The sequence below is a fragment of the Microbacterium sp. GQ128 genome (genome assembly GCF_059758615.1).
Genome location: NZ_JCAXDY010000004.1, coordinates 17,189 through 32,077, shown reverse-complemented (window position 1 = coordinate 32,077; position 14,889 = coordinate 17,189). Strand labels below are relative to the sequence as shown.

Annotated in this window: 16 protein-coding genes and 1 tRNA gene; 10 read left to right on the top strand and 7 right to left on the bottom strand. The window is 69.2% G+C overall.

Features of this window, described 5'->3' with window-relative positions:
• From AC6CHX_RS13555 to AC6CHX_RS13545, 3 genes are all read left to right on the top strand, one after another.
• Complete coding sequence (locus AC6CHX_RS13555; protein ID WP_498273239.1) at positions 1-654, top strand: thymidine kinase; 654 nt, start codon at positions 1-3, stop codon at positions 652-654.
• 234 nt (positions 655-888) lie between these two features.
• Positions 889-1,611: a FadR/GntR family transcriptional regulator gene (locus AC6CHX_RS13550; protein WP_498273238.1), complete on the top strand. Its 723-nt coding sequence runs from the start codon at positions 889-891 to the stop codon at positions 1,609-1,611.
• A 10-nt stretch (positions 1,612-1,621) separates the two neighbouring features.
• Positions 1,622-2,881, top strand: a complete 1,260-nt coding sequence (locus tag AC6CHX_RS13545; RefSeq protein ID WP_498273237.1) for an alpha-hydroxy acid oxidase — start codon at positions 1,622-1,624, stop codon at positions 2,879-2,881.
• Positions 2,882-2,911: 30 nt separating this feature from the next.
• On the opposite strand, the gene AC6CHX_RS13540 is transcribed toward AC6CHX_RS13545, so the two are convergent.
• From AC6CHX_RS13540 to AC6CHX_RS13515, 6 genes are all read right to left on the bottom strand, one after another.
• The gene (locus tag AC6CHX_RS13540) at positions 2,912-3,754 is read right to left on the bottom strand and encodes a DUF1295 domain-containing protein (RefSeq protein ID WP_498273236.1); all 843 of its coding nucleotides are present in this window, start codon (positions 3,752-3,754) and stop codon (positions 2,912-2,914) included.
• Between the two features lie 60 nt (positions 3,755-3,814).
• Positions 3,815-4,570 (bottom strand): HAD-IIB family hydrolase, encoded by a 756-nt coding sequence (locus AC6CHX_RS13535; RefSeq protein WP_498273235.1) that lies wholly within the window; start codon positions 4,568-4,570, stop codon positions 3,815-3,817.
• Positions 4,567-5,043, bottom strand: a complete 477-nt coding sequence (locus tag AC6CHX_RS13530; protein ID WP_498273234.1) for a VanZ family protein — start codon at positions 5,041-5,043, stop codon at positions 4,567-4,569. Before AC6CHX_RS13530 ends, AC6CHX_RS13535 begins: the two co-directional genes overlap by 4 nt.
• A 74-nt stretch (positions 5,044-5,117) precedes the next feature.
• Positions 5,118-5,194: transfer RNA gene (locus tag AC6CHX_RS13525), tRNA-Pro, on the bottom strand.
• A 56-nt stretch (positions 5,195-5,250) separates the two neighbouring features.
• Positions 5,251-6,192 (bottom strand): metallophosphoesterase, encoded by a 942-nt coding sequence (locus AC6CHX_RS13520; RefSeq protein WP_498273233.1) that lies wholly within the window; start codon positions 6,190-6,192, stop codon positions 5,251-5,253.
• Positions 6,183-8,741, bottom strand: coding sequence for a transglycosylase domain-containing protein (locus AC6CHX_RS13515; RefSeq protein ID WP_498273232.1), 2,559 nt, complete (start codon positions 8,739-8,741; stop codon positions 6,183-6,185). The genes AC6CHX_RS13520 and AC6CHX_RS13515 overlap by 10 nt, the downstream gene beginning before the upstream one ends.
• Before the next feature lie 88 nt (positions 8,742-8,829).
• On the opposite strand from AC6CHX_RS13515, the gene sp36 reads away from it, so the two are divergent.
• Entirely contained in the window at positions 8,830-9,054 is a 225-nt protein-coding gene (gene sp36 / locus AC6CHX_RS13510; RefSeq protein ID WP_376100509.1) for a Sp36 family protein, read from the top strand.
• Positions 9,051-9,509 carry a RidA family protein gene (locus AC6CHX_RS13505; protein WP_498273231.1) on the top strand — a complete coding sequence of 153 codons (459 nt, stop codon included), beginning with the start codon at positions 9,051-9,053 and terminating at the stop codon, positions 9,507-9,509. Before sp36 ends, AC6CHX_RS13505 begins: the two co-directional genes overlap by 4 nt.
• A 96-nt stretch (positions 9,510-9,605) precedes the next feature.
• Here AC6CHX_RS13505 and acs read toward each other — a convergent pair whose 3' ends face one another.
• Complete coding sequence (gene acs, locus AC6CHX_RS13500; protein WP_498273230.1) at positions 9,606-11,573, bottom strand: acetate--CoA ligase; 1,968 nt, start codon at positions 11,571-11,573, stop codon at positions 9,606-9,608.
• A 401-nt stretch (positions 11,574-11,974) separates the two neighbouring features.
• On the opposite strand from acs, the gene AC6CHX_RS13495 reads away from it, so the two are divergent.
• The 5 genes from AC6CHX_RS13495 to AC6CHX_RS13475 all read left to right on the top strand — a co-directional run bounded on the left by AC6CHX_RS13495 (position 11,975) and on the right by AC6CHX_RS13475 (position 14,835).
• Positions 11,975-12,982, top strand: coding sequence for a TadA family conjugal transfer-associated ATPase (locus tag AC6CHX_RS13495; protein WP_498273229.1), 1,008 nt, complete (start codon positions 11,975-11,977; stop codon positions 12,980-12,982).
• Positions 12,976-13,878 (top strand): type II secretion system F family protein, encoded by a 903-nt coding sequence (locus AC6CHX_RS13490; RefSeq protein WP_498273228.1) that lies wholly within the window; start codon positions 12,976-12,978, stop codon positions 13,876-13,878. The genes AC6CHX_RS13495 and AC6CHX_RS13490 overlap by 7 nt, the downstream gene beginning before the upstream one ends.
• 68 nt (positions 13,879-13,946) lie before the next feature.
• Positions 13,947-14,144, top strand: coding sequence for a DUF4244 domain-containing protein (locus tag AC6CHX_RS13485; protein ID WP_136040625.1), 198 nt, complete (start codon positions 13,947-13,949; stop codon positions 14,142-14,144).
• Positions 14,144-14,506, top strand: coding sequence for a TadE family type IV pilus minor pilin (locus AC6CHX_RS13480; RefSeq protein ID WP_498273227.1), 363 nt, complete (start codon positions 14,144-14,146; stop codon positions 14,504-14,506). The genes AC6CHX_RS13485 and AC6CHX_RS13480 overlap by 1 nt, the downstream gene beginning before the upstream one ends.
• Entirely contained in the window at positions 14,506-14,835 is a 330-nt protein-coding gene (locus AC6CHX_RS13475) for a helicase (protein WP_452326575.1), read from the top strand. Before AC6CHX_RS13480 ends, AC6CHX_RS13475 begins: the two co-directional genes overlap by 1 nt.
• Positions 14,836-14,889: the final 54 nt, after the last annotated feature.

Below are 14,889 nucleotides of genomic sequence, written 5' to 3'. Positions count from 1 at the left end.
GTGGCGAAGCTCTACTTCCGCTACGGCGCGATGAATTCGGGCAAGTCGACCTCTCTGCTGCAGGCCGCGTACAACTACGAGGAGCGCGGCCAGCACGTGCTGCTCGCGAAGCCGGCGATCGACACCAAGGGTGCCTCCGAGATCGAGAGCAGGCTCGGTGTCACCCGTCAGGTCGACTTCCTGATCGGCCCCGACGACGACGCCCGCGCGCTCTTCGCGGAGCACCGCGCGCGCATGCAGCATGCATCGGACGACGAGTTGCTCCCCGCGGGACCCGCAGATGTCGCGTGTCTCCTCATCGATGAGGCGCAGTTCCTCACGCCGGTTCAGGTCGACGATCTCTTCCGGATCGCGGTGGAGGACGGGATCCCGGTCATGGCCTACGGCATCCGCAACGACTTCCTCACCCACGCTTTTCCCGGATCCGCGCGGCTTCTCGCGATCGCGCACTCGCTGGAGGAGCTCAAGACGATCTGCCGCTGCGGGCGGAAAGCCGTGTTCAACGGCCGCGTCGTGGGCGGGGGCTTCGTGTTCGACGGTGACCAGGTCGCCATCGACGAGGGCGCCATCGGATCGCCCTCGCCGGAACTGACGACCTACGAGTCACTGTGCGGCACCTGCTATCTCGAGGAGTCCGGCGGCCGCCTGGGCTGAGTCCGCGTGCCCTCGCCCGAACGAGCCGCGCACTCGATTCCCGTCGAGCCACCCCCTTTCGCCCGAGCGGCCCCGTTTCGGACGCGCGCAAGGGGCTGGCTCGCACAGAAAAGGGCGGCTCGGCGGCGCAGGGCTCGGCGGCGGCGCAGGCTCGACGCGACGCTTCGCATACGCGAGCCCGTTTGCGTGGTCTGACCACACGCGCTAACCTGTGGTCAGACCACAGGAGGATGGATGAGCGACCAGCCGGCGCGCGCATGGCAGCTCGTGCTCGAGCACATCGAGCGCGATCTGCTCGACGGTCGACTCGGACCCGGTGACCGCCTGCCGTCGGAGCGCGATCTCGCGACCGAGCTCGGCGTCGGCAGGTCCAGCGTGCGCGAGGCCTTCCGTGTGCTCGAGGTGATGGGGCTCATCCGCACCGCCACCGGTTCCGGCCCGCAGTCGGGTGCCATCGTCATCGCCACCCCGACCGGCGGCATGTCGGCGCTGCTGAGACTGCAGGTGGCGGCGCAGGGCTTTCCGCTGGACGATGTCGTCCGCACGCGCCTCGTCCTCGAAGACGCTGTCGTCGCCGCCCTGGCCGCATCCCCCGATCGCGACACCGCACGCGCTCACGAGCTGCTCGCCGCGATGGATGCCGACGGCCTCTCCGCCGAGGAGTTCCTCGCGCTCGACGCCCAGCTGCACCTCTCACTGGCGGAAGCCAGCGGGAACACTGTCATCGCCGCGATGATGGCGGGCCTGCGTTCCTCGATCGAGTCGTACGTGCAGGCGGGGGCTGCGGCGATCCCGGACTGGGAGACGATGGCGGACAGGCTCCGCGCCGAGCACCACGCACTGGTCACCGCGATCGATGCCGCCGATGTCGAGGCTGCTCGAACCCTCGTCCGCACGCACATCACCGGCTATTACACATCCGCGGGACTCACCCGCGACATCCATCCCCAGAACTGAGAGGCACATCATGGTGCAGCGCCAGCTCCCGAATCCCGTCGAACTCCTCGACCTCATGAAGTTCAAGAAGCCGGAACTCGACGGTCGCAAGCGCCGCCTCGACGCCGCGCTGACCATCGATGATCTGCGTCTGATCGCCAAGCGGCGCACGCCCAAGGCGGCATTCGACTACACAGACGGCGCGGCCGAGGGCGAGCTCTCCCTCACCCGTGCCCGCCAGGCCTTCCGGGACGTGGAGTTCCACCCCGGCATCCTGCGTCCGGCACCCGACGTCGACACGAGCACCGAGATCCTCGGTGGCTCGTCGGCCCTGCCGTTCGGCATCGCGCCCACCGGGTTCACGCGGCTGATGCAGACCGAGGGAGAGGTCGCCGGAGCCGGTGCTGCGGCCGCCGCCGGCATCCCGTTCACCCTCTCCACGCTGGGCACCACGTCGATCGAGGGCGTCAAGGCCGCCAACCCGCACGGCCGCAACTGGTTCCAGCTGTACGTGATGCGTGATCGCGAGATCTCCTACGAGCTCACCCGCCGCGCGGCCGCGGCCGGCTTCGACACGCTGCAGTTCACGGTCGACACTCCCGTCGCCGGTGCTCGTCTGCGCGACAAGCGCAACGGCTTCAGCATCCCGCCGCAGCTCACGCTCGGCACGATCATCAACGCGATCCCGCGCCCGTGGTGGTGGTTCGACTTCCTCACGACGCCCAAGCTCGAATTCGCGTCCCTGAGCACCACCGGCGGCACGGTCGGCGAACTGCTGGACGCGGCGATGGACCCGACGATCAGCTATGACGACCTCGCCGTCATCCGCGACATCTGGCCCGGCAAGATCGTGATCAAGGGCGTGCAGAACGTCGAGGACTCCGTGCGCCTGCGCGATGCGGGCGTCGACGGCATCGTCCTGTCGAACCACGGAGGACGCCAGCTCGACCGCGCGCCCATCCCGTTCCACCTGCTGCCCGAGGTCCGGCGGGCTGCCGGCGAGGACTTCACCGTCATGATCGACACCGGCATCATGAACGGCGCCGACATCGTCGCGGCCGTCGCACTCGGGGCTGACTTCACGCTCATCGGCCGCGCCTACCTCTACGGCCTGATGGCCGGTGGACGCCAGGGCGTCGACCGCACGATCGCCATCCTGCGCAGCGAGATCGAGCGTACGATGCGGCTGCTGGGTGTCTCCTCGCTGGCCGAGCTGGAGCCGGGCCACGTCACCCAGCTCACCCGTCTGGTGCCGGTCGCCCGCGCGGGCGCCGAGGTGCGCACGCGCTGATCGCGTCGGCCGTACCGTGGCCTCGGCGTCTCAGGACTGCGGGGCCACGGCGCGGACGCGCGGCGGCCACGGGATGAGCATCGAGGTCGAGCGCTTGTACCCCGCGTAGGCCGGGTACTTGGATGCGGTGATCGACTCCGTGAAGATGGTCGAACCGATGAACAGCAGGGTCAACAGGGCAGGTCCGATGATCGTCGGGTTGAGCGCGCCGCCGGCGAAGCCTGCACCGCCCGCGACCGCCGCGGTCGCGCCGAGCGCATAGAAGGCCCACCACTGCGCCTGCTCGAAGAAGAAGTTCGGGTGGCGGCTGAAGCGGAACAGCCCCGTCGTCAGGAACCCCGGGGCGAGCGTGCCCCCTGCCTGCTTCTTGCGCTGATGGAAGCTCCACTGCTGCTGGTCGGCCACGGTCTCGCCGACGAGGAATCCGAGGAACGCGGCGACGAAGAGTGCATCCCATCCGGTGAGGGCTGCGGGATGCTCCGCCGCGACCAGGGCGGGCAGTGTGATGAGCAGGAGCAGCGTCATCTGGTAGCCGATGATGAACAGCACGTTGAAGACCTGGAACTGCCACGGGCGCATGCGTCCGCGCAGGATCGCCCACCGGTAGTCCTCGACGCCGGTGTAGCCGCCCTTGCGCGCGAAGTTGAAGGTCAAGCGGGCGCCCCAGGCGGTCGCGAGCACTCCCATGAGCACGACGCGCACGGAACCGTCGCCGTTCGCGAAGGCGCCGGCCACGAAGATCCACACGTAGGCCACGGGAACGATCGACCACGCCCGATCGACCCATGAGGTGTCGCGCGTGATCAGGGAGAGGATCCAGCACGCGACGCTGGCGGCCGCGGCGGTGATGATGACGATCAGCAGGGCATCCATGACGCCATGTTAGGACCAGGGCGCGACAGTGCGCCGCAGGACGCTTCCGACGTCAGAGCGTCAGAGCGTCAGCAGGAGTTCATCGAGCTTGTCCGCCGTGTCCTCCCAGCCGTCGACGGCCACGGACGGCACGCCGATGGCAAGGACCGGGTAGTCGTTCCCGCCCTCGTCGAGGCGATCGCCGTAGAACAGCATCTGGGTGAGAGGGATGCCGGTGTGCTCGGCGAGCTGTCGCATCCCGAAGGCCTTGTCGATGCCGGCCCGGGTGATGTCGATGGACGTCGATCCGCCGGAGCGCACCTCGAGTCCGGGGAGTCGCGCGGCGACGGCGGCACGAAGAGCCGCGCGCTTGTCTCCCGTGGGATCCCAGTCGTGCTTCGCTTCGCGCGGCGCGCGCTGACCCAGCGCAGAGAACGTGATCTGCGAGCCGCGGTCTTCGAGGATCTCGCCCCAGGGCTCGGCTTCCCACAGTCCCAGGCGCTCGGCCTCCTCGCGCAGTGCCGTCAACGCGGCCTGCTTGTCCTCGTCGCTGAGGTCGTGCGCGTACACCGGAGAGAAGTCGGACCCGTCGTGGCGGAGGTAGCGCGTGCCACAGGTCGGGAGCAGGTGCAGGCGGGCGAGGTCGGCGGCATCCGCATCGCCGAGGCGCGCGAGGACCTGATTGCGGAACTGCTCTTCGTTGCCGCCGGAGATGATGGCGACGTCGACCGATCGCAGCAGGCTGCGCAGCAGCGACGCGATGCGCGGATCGATCAGGCCCTTGGATGGGGCGAGCGTGTCATCGAGGTCGAAGGCGACGAGTGTGGGCGCGGTCATGGTGTCTCCAGCCTAGAAGGTGGCCGCTGAGAGGATCGTGAAGCGAGCAGTAGCGTGCAGAGGACGGCGAACACGACGCCGACGAGCGCGCCGGTCGAGTTGGCCACGACGTCGGTCACCGTCGCTGCCCGGTGCGGGAGGGCGACACGCTGCGCGGTCTCGATGCCGAGCGAGAGCAACGGCCCGACCAGCAGAGCGAGCGGCCACACCCGGCGGGGGAGCAGGAGGAAGGCGAGGATGCCGACGGGCACGAACACCAGGATGTTCGCGATGATCTCGAGTCGGGTGAAGTCGAGCGAGTCCCAACCGAGGCGGTGCGCGGTGTGGAGGGTCAGATCGAGGAGATTGGGCATGACCTGTTCGATCCGCGACGGCGTGAGGGTCAGAGCCGCGAGTCCGAGCAGGAACGGGATGCCGAGAGCCGATGCCCACGCCCGGGTGAATCGGCGCGGCGGCGGAAGCAGAGACCCCATGCGTCCGTTCCCCCTTCGTGCGTGTTCCCCCTACAGAGAAGGCCGCCCCTGTGGGGGCGGCCTTCCGGTGTCACTGGTCGGGGTGACAGGATTTGAACCTGCGACCTCTTCGTCCCGAACGAAGCGCGCTACCAAGCTGCGCCACACCCCGTTTGCAACCCTCCGAGTCTACAGGGAAATGCTCCCTGCGCCGAATCGAGCCGGCGATCAGTCCCGCGCGGTGAGCGTGAGCAGCGTCGCCTCGGGGCGGCAGGCGAAGCGGACCGGCGCGTAGATCGAGTGTCCGCAGCCGGCGCTCACGTTGAGCGGCACCGTGTGGCCGTCGTGCGACCACGTGCTCAGTCCCTTGGCCTGCTTGAGGGGGATGTCGCAGTTGGCCACGAGGGCGCCGTAGCCGGGAAGGCACACCTGGCCGCCGTGCGTGTGACCGCCGAGGATCGCGTCCGCGCCGAGGCCGATGAATCCGTTGAGCACGCGCTGGTACGGCGCATGGGTCACGCCCAGCATCGGTGTGGAGGCGTCGCGCGGACCGAGCGAGCCGATGGCATCCGGCAGCACATCGAGGCGGTCCCAGTCGCGGTGAGCGTCGTTCACACCGAAGAGGTCGACCGTGGCGCCGGCGATGGTGAGCCGTGCCGCCGCGTTGTTCAGATCGGTCCACCCGAGCTCGTCGGTGAAGTACCGGTCCATGGCCGCGGTGTCGAGGTGCTCCGGCTCGGGCTGCTTCTTGGACGGCCCGAGAAAGTAGCGAAGGGGGTTGCGCGGAGAGGGAGCGGTCACGTCGTTTGACCCGTGTACGAAGACACCGGGGATGCCCGCGAGCGGGTCGAATGCGCGGCGGATGCCGTCCAGGCCGCTCTCATGCCCGAGGTTGTCGCCCGTGTTGACGACGAGGTCCGGCTTCAGCTCGGCGAGTGAGGCCAGCCAGTCCTGCTTCCGGTGCTGCCAGGGCGCCATGTGCGCGTCCGACACGTGCAGGATGCGCAGGGGAGCCGAACCGGAAGGGAGCGCGGCTGCCGTCGCCTCGCGCACCGTGAACAGGTAACGCTCGATGCCGATGCCCCAGACCGCTGCGGCAGCACCGACGGCCCCCACCGCGCCTAGCGCGATGAGGGCCGGGTGCGCGGCACCGCGAGCGTTTACTTGCACGTCACGGTGACGGCGGTGGACTTGCTGGTCGCCGTGCCGGGTGCCGGGTCCGTGGCGGACACGACGGCGGTCGGCGGGTTGCAGGAATTATCTATGGCGATCGACGTGAATCCCGCAGCGGTGAGCGCGGCCGACGCATCGGATCGCGACATGCCGACGAGTCCCGCGGGAACGGTCGTGCCCTGGCCATTGCTGGGCGAGATCGTGATGGTCGACCCCCCTGCGGTCTGCCCCTGCGGGTCCTGCGCGACGACGATGTTGGCGGGCTTGTCGCTGTCGACGGCGGCGCCGACGGCTACGCCGAAGCCCTTGCCCTTGAGGGTCGACTCCGCCTCCTCCATCGTCATGCCGACGACGTTCGGGACGTCGACCAGCACCCGACGGGTGAGCTTGTCGTCGGGACGTGGGAAGTCGTCTCCGCCATATGCCGCGTTGGCGGCGGCCTGGGCGGCCTTGGCCAGCGGGTAGCGCATGCCGTTGAGCTGGTAGTTCCCGGCCCATTTCTGGTAGATATCCGACTGACCCTTCCATCGCCCGGCCCAGACCGCCGTAGCGACCTTGGTGCTGGACTCGATCATCATGGTGGACCAGCGGTCGTGCGTTCCGGTCTTGCCGATCAACGGGGTGCCGTCATACGGGTTCGCGTCGCGACCGGTGCCGCCGTCCATCACGCCCTTGAGAGCGTACGCGGCGGTGGCGGCGACCTCGGGGGAGATCACGCCGTCGGTGCACGAGGCCGCCGGAAGCTCGCGGTCCTTGCCGTCGGGGCCGACCACACGGTCGATCGCGCGCGGGGTGCAGTACTTGCCGCCGCTCGCGACCGTTGCGTAGGCGTTCGCCATGGCGATGGGGGAGATGTTCTTCGGGCCGAGAACGTCGTACGGGACGTTCTCTTCGGTGACCTTCTTGCCGTTGGCGAGCGTGACGCCCATCCGATCCGCCACCTCGTTGATCTCGCAGATGTCGAGCTTCGATGCCATCGCGAAGTAGCCGCTGTTCAACGACTGTCGCGTGAAGTCCATGACGCTCGCGGTGTATCCGCCACCTCCGCCGAAGTTGCCGATCTCCTTGGTGTTCGCGGTCTGCGGGTTCTCGCAGACGGGGATCTTCAGGTTCGTCTGCACGCGGCCGTTCAGTACCTCGTTGACCGAGTGGCCCTTCTCGAGCCAGTCGATCAGCGTGAAGAGCTTGTACACCGAGCCGACCTGGAAGCCGCCGGAGTTGCCGTGCTTCTGGTCGCCGGCGAAGACGAGCGAGGTCTTCGCGAGATCATCGGTGGTGGTCTCGTCGAACTGCGTGTTCTGCGTGATCGAGAGGATACGACCGGTACCGACCTCGATCGAGACGCCCGCAGCGCCGAAGTAGTCGTTGTCGTAGTTGGCCGGAACGATATCGCTCATCGCCTGCGTCGCCGGATTCTGAATGCGGTAGTCCAGCGAGGTGTAGATCTTCAGGCCGCCGCGGCGGAGCAGGTCGGCGCGCTCCTGGGGAGTCTTGCCGAAGGCTTCGTCGTCGAGCACGATCGATCGCACGTACTGGCAGAAGTACGCGTTGACGCCGGCCTTCGCACACCCCTGTGTGGGCGGGTTCAGCGTCGGCGTGATCTCGGATGCGTCCGCCTCGTCGTACTGCGCCTGGGTGATCTTGCCGTCGGCGAGCATGCGTCCGAGCACGTAGTGGCGACGGTCCTTCGTGAGCGAGTATCCGCTCTCGGCGGTGTTCACCGCTTCGCCGTCCTGGTTCGTCGTGGTGCCCTGCGGCATGTCGATTCGGTAAGTGTTCGGGTTCTGCACGATGCCGGCCAGGGTCGCGGCCTGCGCGACCGTGAGCTTCGCGGCGGTCGTGTTGAAGTAGTACCGCGATGCGGCTTCGATGCCGTAGACCGTGCCACCGAAGTTCGCGATGTTCAGGTATCCGAGCAGGATGTCGTTCTTCGAGAAGTCCTTCTCGACCTGGATCGCGTAGCGCATCTCCTGCAGCTTGCGTTCGATGCCCTCGTTGCCGCTGGCGTTGGTCGCGTCTTCGAAGCACTTGCGGAGGTCGTCGGCGTAGGTCTCGGAGGCCCGGTCGACGTCCTGCTCGCACTCCTGGATCAGCACGTTCTTCACGTACTGCTGGCTGATCGTGGAAGCGCCGCGGCTGGAGGTGCCGCGCACGTTGTCGATGAGCGCCTTCACGGTCGCGCCGAGGTTGACGCCGCCGTGGCTGTAGAAGCTCTTGTCCTCACTGGAGAGGATGGCGTCGTAAAGCACCGGGGACACCTGCTCGTACGTGACCGGGACGCGGTTCTGCTCGTAGAACGAGGCGAGCTCGACCGTTTTGCCGTCGGGGTCGGTCGCGTAGATGGTCGACTGCTCCATCGGCGTGCCCGGGTTGAGGTTCTCGGGCAGCTGATCGAAGAGAGTGAGTGCCTGGGTGCCGGCGAGACCGGTCATGGTGAGGACGGGCGTGACGCTGGCAGCGACCAGGAGGCCGGCGACGGCGCTCAAGCCGACGAGCCCGACGAGACCGCCGAGCACGCCTCTCACCGTGCGATTCTTTTGGGGCATACGCTTGATCGTAGGGGAGTTCCCTGAATACCACCTTTGACGAGCCGGCCCGAAACGACGGTGTCGCGCCCCGATCGACAGGAGTGCCATGACCACGTGGGAGTACCTCACCACGCCGCTGCTGATCCACAACACGGCAGCCATCCTCAACAACTGGGGCAAGCAGGGCTGGGAGCTCGTGCAGGTCGTGCAGGGTCCCGAAGGAGGTCTCGTCGCCTACCTGAAGCGTCCGGTCACGTCGGATTCCTCGGCGAACGCCGGCCTCGCAGCCGCGGAGCAGGCGGCCCGTCAGTTCGAGGGAGGCCAGGCGTGAGCGTCGCCGCCCGCCTGGCCGAGCTCGGCATCGAGCTGCCCGCGGTCGCCGCACCCGTCGCGGCCTACGTTCCCGCGGTCGTGCACGGCGGCCTCGTCTACACCTCGGGTCAGCTCCCGTTCGTCGCCGGTGCGCTCCCCGCCGTCGGCAAGGTCGGAGACGCGATCTCGGCGGAGGACGCGAAGGCATACGCGCGCACCTGCGCTCTGAACGCCCTCGCCGCGGCGGCGGATGCCGCGGGCGGCGTCGACCGCATCGGCGGGGTGCTCCGCGTGGGCGGCTTCGTCGCCTCCGCCGAAGCCTTCACGGGTCAGCCCGGCGTCATCAACGGCGCCAGCGAGGTGCTCGGCGAGATCTTCGGCGAGGCCGGGCGCCATGCCCGTGCGGCCGTGGGCGTCGCAGAGCTTCCCCTCGGCAGCCCGGTCGAGGTCGAGGTGACCTTCATCCTCGCCTGAGCATCCGGCCATCCGGCCATCCGGCACATCCGTGCCGCACATGAGAGAACGCGCCTCCCCGGATCGGGAAGGCGCGTTCTTCGTACGCGGGGAGTGCTACTTCACCTGCGCCGAGATGATGCTCATGACCGCGGTGTCGGCCAGCGTCGTCGTGTCGCCGACCTCGCGGCCTTCGGCGACGTCGCGCAGGAGTCGCCGCATGATCTTGCCGGAGCGGGTCTTCGGCAGCTCGCCGACGATGTACACGTCGCGCGGGCGGGCGATCGCCCCGATCTGCTCGCCGACCCACAGGCGCAGCAGCTGGGCAAGGCCTGCTGGCTCGTGTTCGGCGAGGTAGCTCTCCTTGATGATGACGAAGGCCACGACTGCCTGGCCGGTGGTCTCATCCGATGCGCCGACCACGGCAGCTTCGGCGGTCGCCTCGTGCGCGACCAGCGACGACTCGATCTCGGCGGTGGAGAGACGGTGACCCGAGACGTTCATGACGTCGTCGACGCGGCCGAGCAGCCACAGGTCGCCGTCCTCGTCGAGGCGGGCGCCGTCGCCCGCGAAGTAGTAGCCCTGATCCTCGAACTTCTCCCAGTACGTCTCGCGGTAGCGCTCCGGATCGCCCCAGATGCCGCGCAGCATGCTCGGCCAGGGTTCGGTGATCACGAGCAGCCCGCCGTTGCCGTTGCCGACCTCGACGCCCTGCTCGTCGACGACGTCGATCGAGATGCCCGGCAGTGGAACCTGAGCCGATCCGGGCTTGGTCTCCGTGACGCCGGGGAGGGCGGAGACCATGATCGCTCCGGTCTCCGTCTGCCACCACGTGTCGACGATCGGGGTCTTGCCGGCGCCGATGACCTCGCGGTACCACATCCACGCCTCGGGGTTGATGGGCTCGCCCACCGAGCCGAGCAGTCGCAGCGACGACAGGTCGAACTTCTTCGGAACGCTGCGGCCGATCTTCATGAACGAGCGGATCGCCGTCGGCGCGGTGTAGAAGATCGAGACCTTGTACTTCTCGATGATCTCCCACCAACGGCCGGGGTGCGGTGCGTCGGGCGTGCCTTCGTAGAGAACCTGGGTGGCGCCGTTCGCGAGCGGACCGTAGGTGACGTAACTGTGCCCGGTGATCCATCCGATGTCGGCCGTGCACCAGAAGACGTCGGTCTCCGGATGCAGGTCGAAGACGTACCTGTGCGAGTACGCGGCCTGGGTGAGGTAGCCGCCGGAGGTGTGGAGGATGCCCTTGGGCTTTCCGGTGGTCCCTGACGTGTAAAGGATGAACAGCGGGTTCTCCGCGGGGAAGGCCTGCGCCGTGTGCTCGGCGGATGCCGCCGGAACCACGTCGTGCCACCAGAGGTCGCGGCCTTCGATCCAGTCCACCTCGTTCTCGCCGCGCCGGACCACGAGGACGTGCTCGACGGTCTGCTGCTCACCCTCGCCGCGATCGGCGAGGGCCTGGTCCACCGCCGGCTTCAACGCGGAGACGCGGCCCTTGCGGTAGCCGCCGTCCGCGGTGATGACGAGCTTCGCCCCCGCGTCGTCGATGCGCGAGCGGAGGCTGTCGGCGCTGAATCCGCCGAACACCACCGAGTGGATCGCACCGAGACGGGCGACGGCGAGCATCGAGGCGATCGCCTCCGGGATCATGGGCAGGTAGATCGCGACGCGGTCGCCCTGGCCGATGCCGAGCCCTTCGAGGACGTTGGCGACCCGCTTGACCTCTTCGGTCAGCTCGGCATACGTGATGCGCCGGGAATCTCCGGGCTCGCCCTCCCAGTGCAGGGCGACGCGGTCGCCGTTCCCGGCCTCGACGTGACGGTCGAGGCAGTTGTACGCGACGTTCAGCGCGCCGTCGTCGAACCACTTCGCGAACGGCGGGTTCGTCCAGTCGAGCACCTGTGTGAACGGCTTGTGCCAGTGCACCAGCTCGCGGGACTGCTCACCCCAGAACGCCTCGCGGTCGGTGGCGGCGCGCTCATAGAGCTCGGGCGATGAGATGGTCTGGGCGACGAATTCCTCCGACGGTGCGAACCGCCGGGTCTCGTCGAGAAGGTGGTCGATCTGGCTGCTCATCGGCAGACGCTCCTTTGCGGCATTCGGGTCGTTCGAGCCCGACCGTGGGGGTGGACGGCCTGGTCAGGGCGAATCTATCCGCGCGGCCACACATCGCATACTGCCGAAAGTCGGTAGTCGCGCCGGTTTTGTCAGGACGGTTGCCTTGCGTACACTCGACGACAGCCGAAATCTCATTCCGGCCTTGGCATGCCCGATTCCCCCAATCGTGCATCGCCGTGGGCGGCATCTCATTCCCCCCGTGAGATGCCGCCCATTCCGTTGGGAGCGCTCCCGTTCTCGGTGCGTCGTGGCCCGTCCGTCTCCTGCACCGGCCGGTCACCGCGGAGCTTCTGCACAGCGTCCGAGGTTCGGTTGCGCATCCCCACCCTCCCGCCGTTCGTGCCGCCTACCTTCGCGGTATGTCCGATTCCTTCGTCATCCAACCCCGAGGCTCATCCCCTCTCGCTGGTGCGACGGAGGCCGCTCCCGAACCGCTGCGGCTCGACCCCGCCTTCGGCCCGCTCCTCCCGCACATCGACGACGCCGTCACCGATGTCTTCGTCAACGGTGGGGGCGGCCTGTTCGTCGACCGAGGCAGCGGCGCCGAGCCGGTGAACGGATGGCGGGCGTCGGAGCGTGAGGTCCGAGACCTCGCCGTCGCGCTCGTCGGTCTCGGCGGACGCCATCTCGACGACCAGGCTCCGTGCGTCGACGTCCGTCTCGATTCCGGCATCCGCGTGCACGCCGTCCTCGCTCCGGTCTCGACGACCGGCACCGCGCTCTCCATCCGCATCCCTCGGGTGCGGGCAGCCGACCTCGAGGCGCTCGCCGCGCTCGGCTCCTTCGGTGCACGCCAGCGGGCCTGGCTCGTCGGCTTGGTGGCCGAGCGGGCGAACATCCTCATCACCGGCGGCACCGGCACGGGCAAGACGACGCTCCTGTCCGCGCTGCTCTCCGAGGTGTCCGCGACCGAACGGATCGTCACGATCGAAGACGTCGCCGAGCTTCGACCGCGCCACCCCCATCACGTCGCGCTCGAGGCACGCCAGGCGAACGTCGAAGGAGCGGGAGGGATCACACTCGCTCGGCTGGTGAGGGAGTCTCTGCGCATGCGGCCCGACCGGCTGGTGGTCGGAGAATGCCGCGGGGAAGAGGTCCGCGAGCTGCTCACCGCGCTCAACACCGGGCACGACGGCGGTGCCGGCACGATGCACGCCAGCGGACTCCGCGATGTGCCCGCCCGGCTCGAGGCCCTCGGCGCGCTGGCCGGCATGGACGCGGTCGCCCTCGCGCGGCAGGCGGTGAGTGCTTTCACCGTGGTGCTGCATCTCGACCGTGCCCCCGGCGGCGTGCGTCGGATCCGTCAGGCAGGGCGACTCGTGATGGCGGGCGACCGGCTGGACATCGAGGAGGTGACACCGTGGTGATCCGGCGTCGTTCTGCCACGAGCGAGAGCGGGACGGGACCGAGCGACGCCGCGACCTCGGTGCAGACGTTGGCCGTGCTGCTGCAGGCAGGCGCTGTGCCGGTCGTCGCCTGGCGGCACCTCGCCGGCATCGGCGATCCCCACGCGGTGGCCGTGACCGACCGAGTCGAGGCGGGAGTGCCCCTTCTCGACGCCATCGAGGCCGAGGGTGGGGCCTGGGTCGACCTCGCGGCCGCGTGGGAGATCGCCACGACAGTCGGAGCCCCGCTCGCGGAGGTGCTCAGGATCATCGCCGAATCCCTTCGCGATGCCGCGTCCGCCGCTGACGACGTGCGCATCGCACTCGCCGAGCCTGCGGGAACGGCGCGTCTGCTGCTGTGGATGCCGTTCGCCGGACTCCTCCTCGGCTTCGCGCTCGGCTTCGACACCATCGGGGTCATCGTCGGCAACCCGCTGGGCGCCGCCTGCGTGGTGGCGGGCCTGCTGCTCGTGCTCGCGGCGCGGCTGTGGACCAGGCGGCTGCTCCGCCGCGCTGCGCCCGAGCCTGGCACACCCGGGATGCGGGCCGAACTGGTGGCCGTCGCGCTCGCCGGGGGCGCATCCATCGATCGTGCCCTCCGTCTGGTCGCCGAGAGCTCGGCCGACGGCGGGGCCGAAGAGGGCATCCGGTCGGTGCTGGAGCTGTCCCGCACAGCCGGCGTGCCCGCTGTGGAGCTTCTCCGAGCGTCCGCCGCGCAGGATCGGCATGCCGCGCGGGTGCACGGCCGACTGGGCGCGGCGAAGCTCTCGACGCAGCTGCTCATCCCGCTCGGCGTGTGCACCCTGCCCGCCTTCCTCCTGCTCGGCGTGGCACCGATGCTGCTCAGCGTCTTGGCCGCGACACCGCTGCCCCTGTGAGCGGGCTCCGTGCACCTGCGGAGACCACCCACCGAGACGAAACCATCACACAGAGAAAGAGGTACATCATGATCAACATCCCCCGACTCGACCGGCGCCGCGCGGCTGCGCTGTTCGGCGACGACACCGGTGCAGCCACGGCCGAGTACGCCATCACCACGATGGCCGCGGTCGCCTTCGCCGGGCTCCTCGTCGTGATCATGCGGTCCGATGAGGTTCGCGGCATCCTCACCGATCTCGTCCGGCGCGCGCTCACCGTGTCGTGATGCCTATCCGGAGGAGCGCGGGTCGCGGCGGGGTGGGGGAGCGAGGCTCCGTCGCCGCAGAGCTCGCTCTCGCGCTGCCCGTGGTGGTCCTGACGCTCCTCCTCGGTGCGGGCGCGCTCGGCGCGGCTTCGCGCCAGGTGGCGCTGCAGGATGCGTCGGCGGATGCGGCCCGTCTCCTCGGGCGCGGCGAGGGCGCGGACGCCGCGCAGCGCGTGGTGGGCGCGGCCGTCTCGGGCGCCGGGATCTCGACGTCGCACTCGGGCGACCTGGTGTGCGTCACGGCGACGTTCGAGGCCTCCATCGGCGCATTGGTGCGGCTGCCACTGCAGGCGTCGAGCTGTGCGCTCGACGGAGGCCGCTGATGGCGGGCACGGCGGTGGCCGCGGGGGTCTTGGCGGCCGCGGCCGCGCTCTCGCTCGGGCTCGCCGCCGTCGGTGGAGCGGCGGTGACGGCGCAGCGCGCTGCCGGGGCGGCTGATGCCGCGGCGCTCGCCGCAGCCGATGCCGCGAGCGGCGCCGTGCCGAACGCAGCGGAGCCCTGCGCGCTCGCCGGGCGGGTTGCGGAGGCGGCGGGCGCGGCGCTCACCGGCTGCTCGCTCGAGGGCTTCGTGGCGACCGTGGAGGTGCAGGCGGCGTACGCTGGACTCGCAGCCGTCTCCCGAGCCCGTGCCGGGCCACCCGAGGGACAGTGACGGCCGTGCGACCTCACTCACTGTGAACGACCCCACACAGTGGTGTGTATGGTG

What these genes read in the sequence shown, in the direction of transcription:
- sp36 (WP_376100509.1), top strand. Translation starts at nt 8,830, where the DNA reads ATGACCACGTGGGAGTACCTCACCACGCCGCTGCTGATCCACAACACG.
- AC6CHX_RS13485 (WP_136040625.1), top strand. Translation starts at nt 13,947, where the DNA reads ATGATCAACATCCCCCGACTCGACCGGCGCCGCGCGGCTGCGCTGTTC.
- AC6CHX_RS13515 (WP_498273232.1), bottom strand. Translation starts at nt 8,741, where the DNA reads ATGCCCCAAAAGAATCGCACGGTGAGAGGCGTGCTCGGCGGTCTCGTC.
- AC6CHX_RS13535 (WP_498273235.1), bottom strand. Translation starts at nt 4,570, where the DNA reads ATGACCGCGCCCACACTCGTCGCCTTCGACCTCGATGACACGCTCGCC.
- AC6CHX_RS13530 (WP_498273234.1), bottom strand. Translation starts at nt 5,043, where the DNA reads ATGGGGTCTCTGCTTCCGCCGCCGCGCCGATTCACCCGGGCGTGGGCA.
- AC6CHX_RS13550 (WP_498273238.1), top strand. Translation starts at nt 889, where the DNA reads ATGAGCGACCAGCCGGCGCGCGCATGGCAGCTCGTGCTCGAGCACATC.
- AC6CHX_RS13545 (WP_498273237.1), top strand. Translation starts at nt 1,622, where the DNA reads ATGGTGCAGCGCCAGCTCCCGAATCCCGTCGAACTCCTCGACCTCATG.
- AC6CHX_RS13540 (WP_498273236.1), bottom strand. Translation starts at nt 3,754, where the DNA reads ATGGATGCCCTGCTGATCGTCATCATCACCGCCGCGGCCGCCAGCGTC.
- AC6CHX_RS13495 (WP_498273229.1), top strand. Translation starts at nt 11,975, where the DNA reads ATGTCCGATTCCTTCGTCATCCAACCCCGAGGCTCATCCCCTCTCGCT.
- AC6CHX_RS13475 (WP_452326575.1), top strand. Translation starts at nt 14,506, where the DNA reads ATGGCGGGCACGGCGGTGGCCGCGGGGGTCTTGGCGGCCGCGGCCGCG.
- acs (WP_498273230.1), bottom strand. Translation starts at nt 11,573, where the DNA reads ATGAGCAGCCAGATCGACCACCTTCTCGACGAGACCCGGCGGTTCGCA.
- AC6CHX_RS13480 (WP_498273227.1), top strand. Translation starts at nt 14,144, where the DNA reads ATGCCTATCCGGAGGAGCGCGGGTCGCGGCGGGGTGGGGGAGCGAGGC.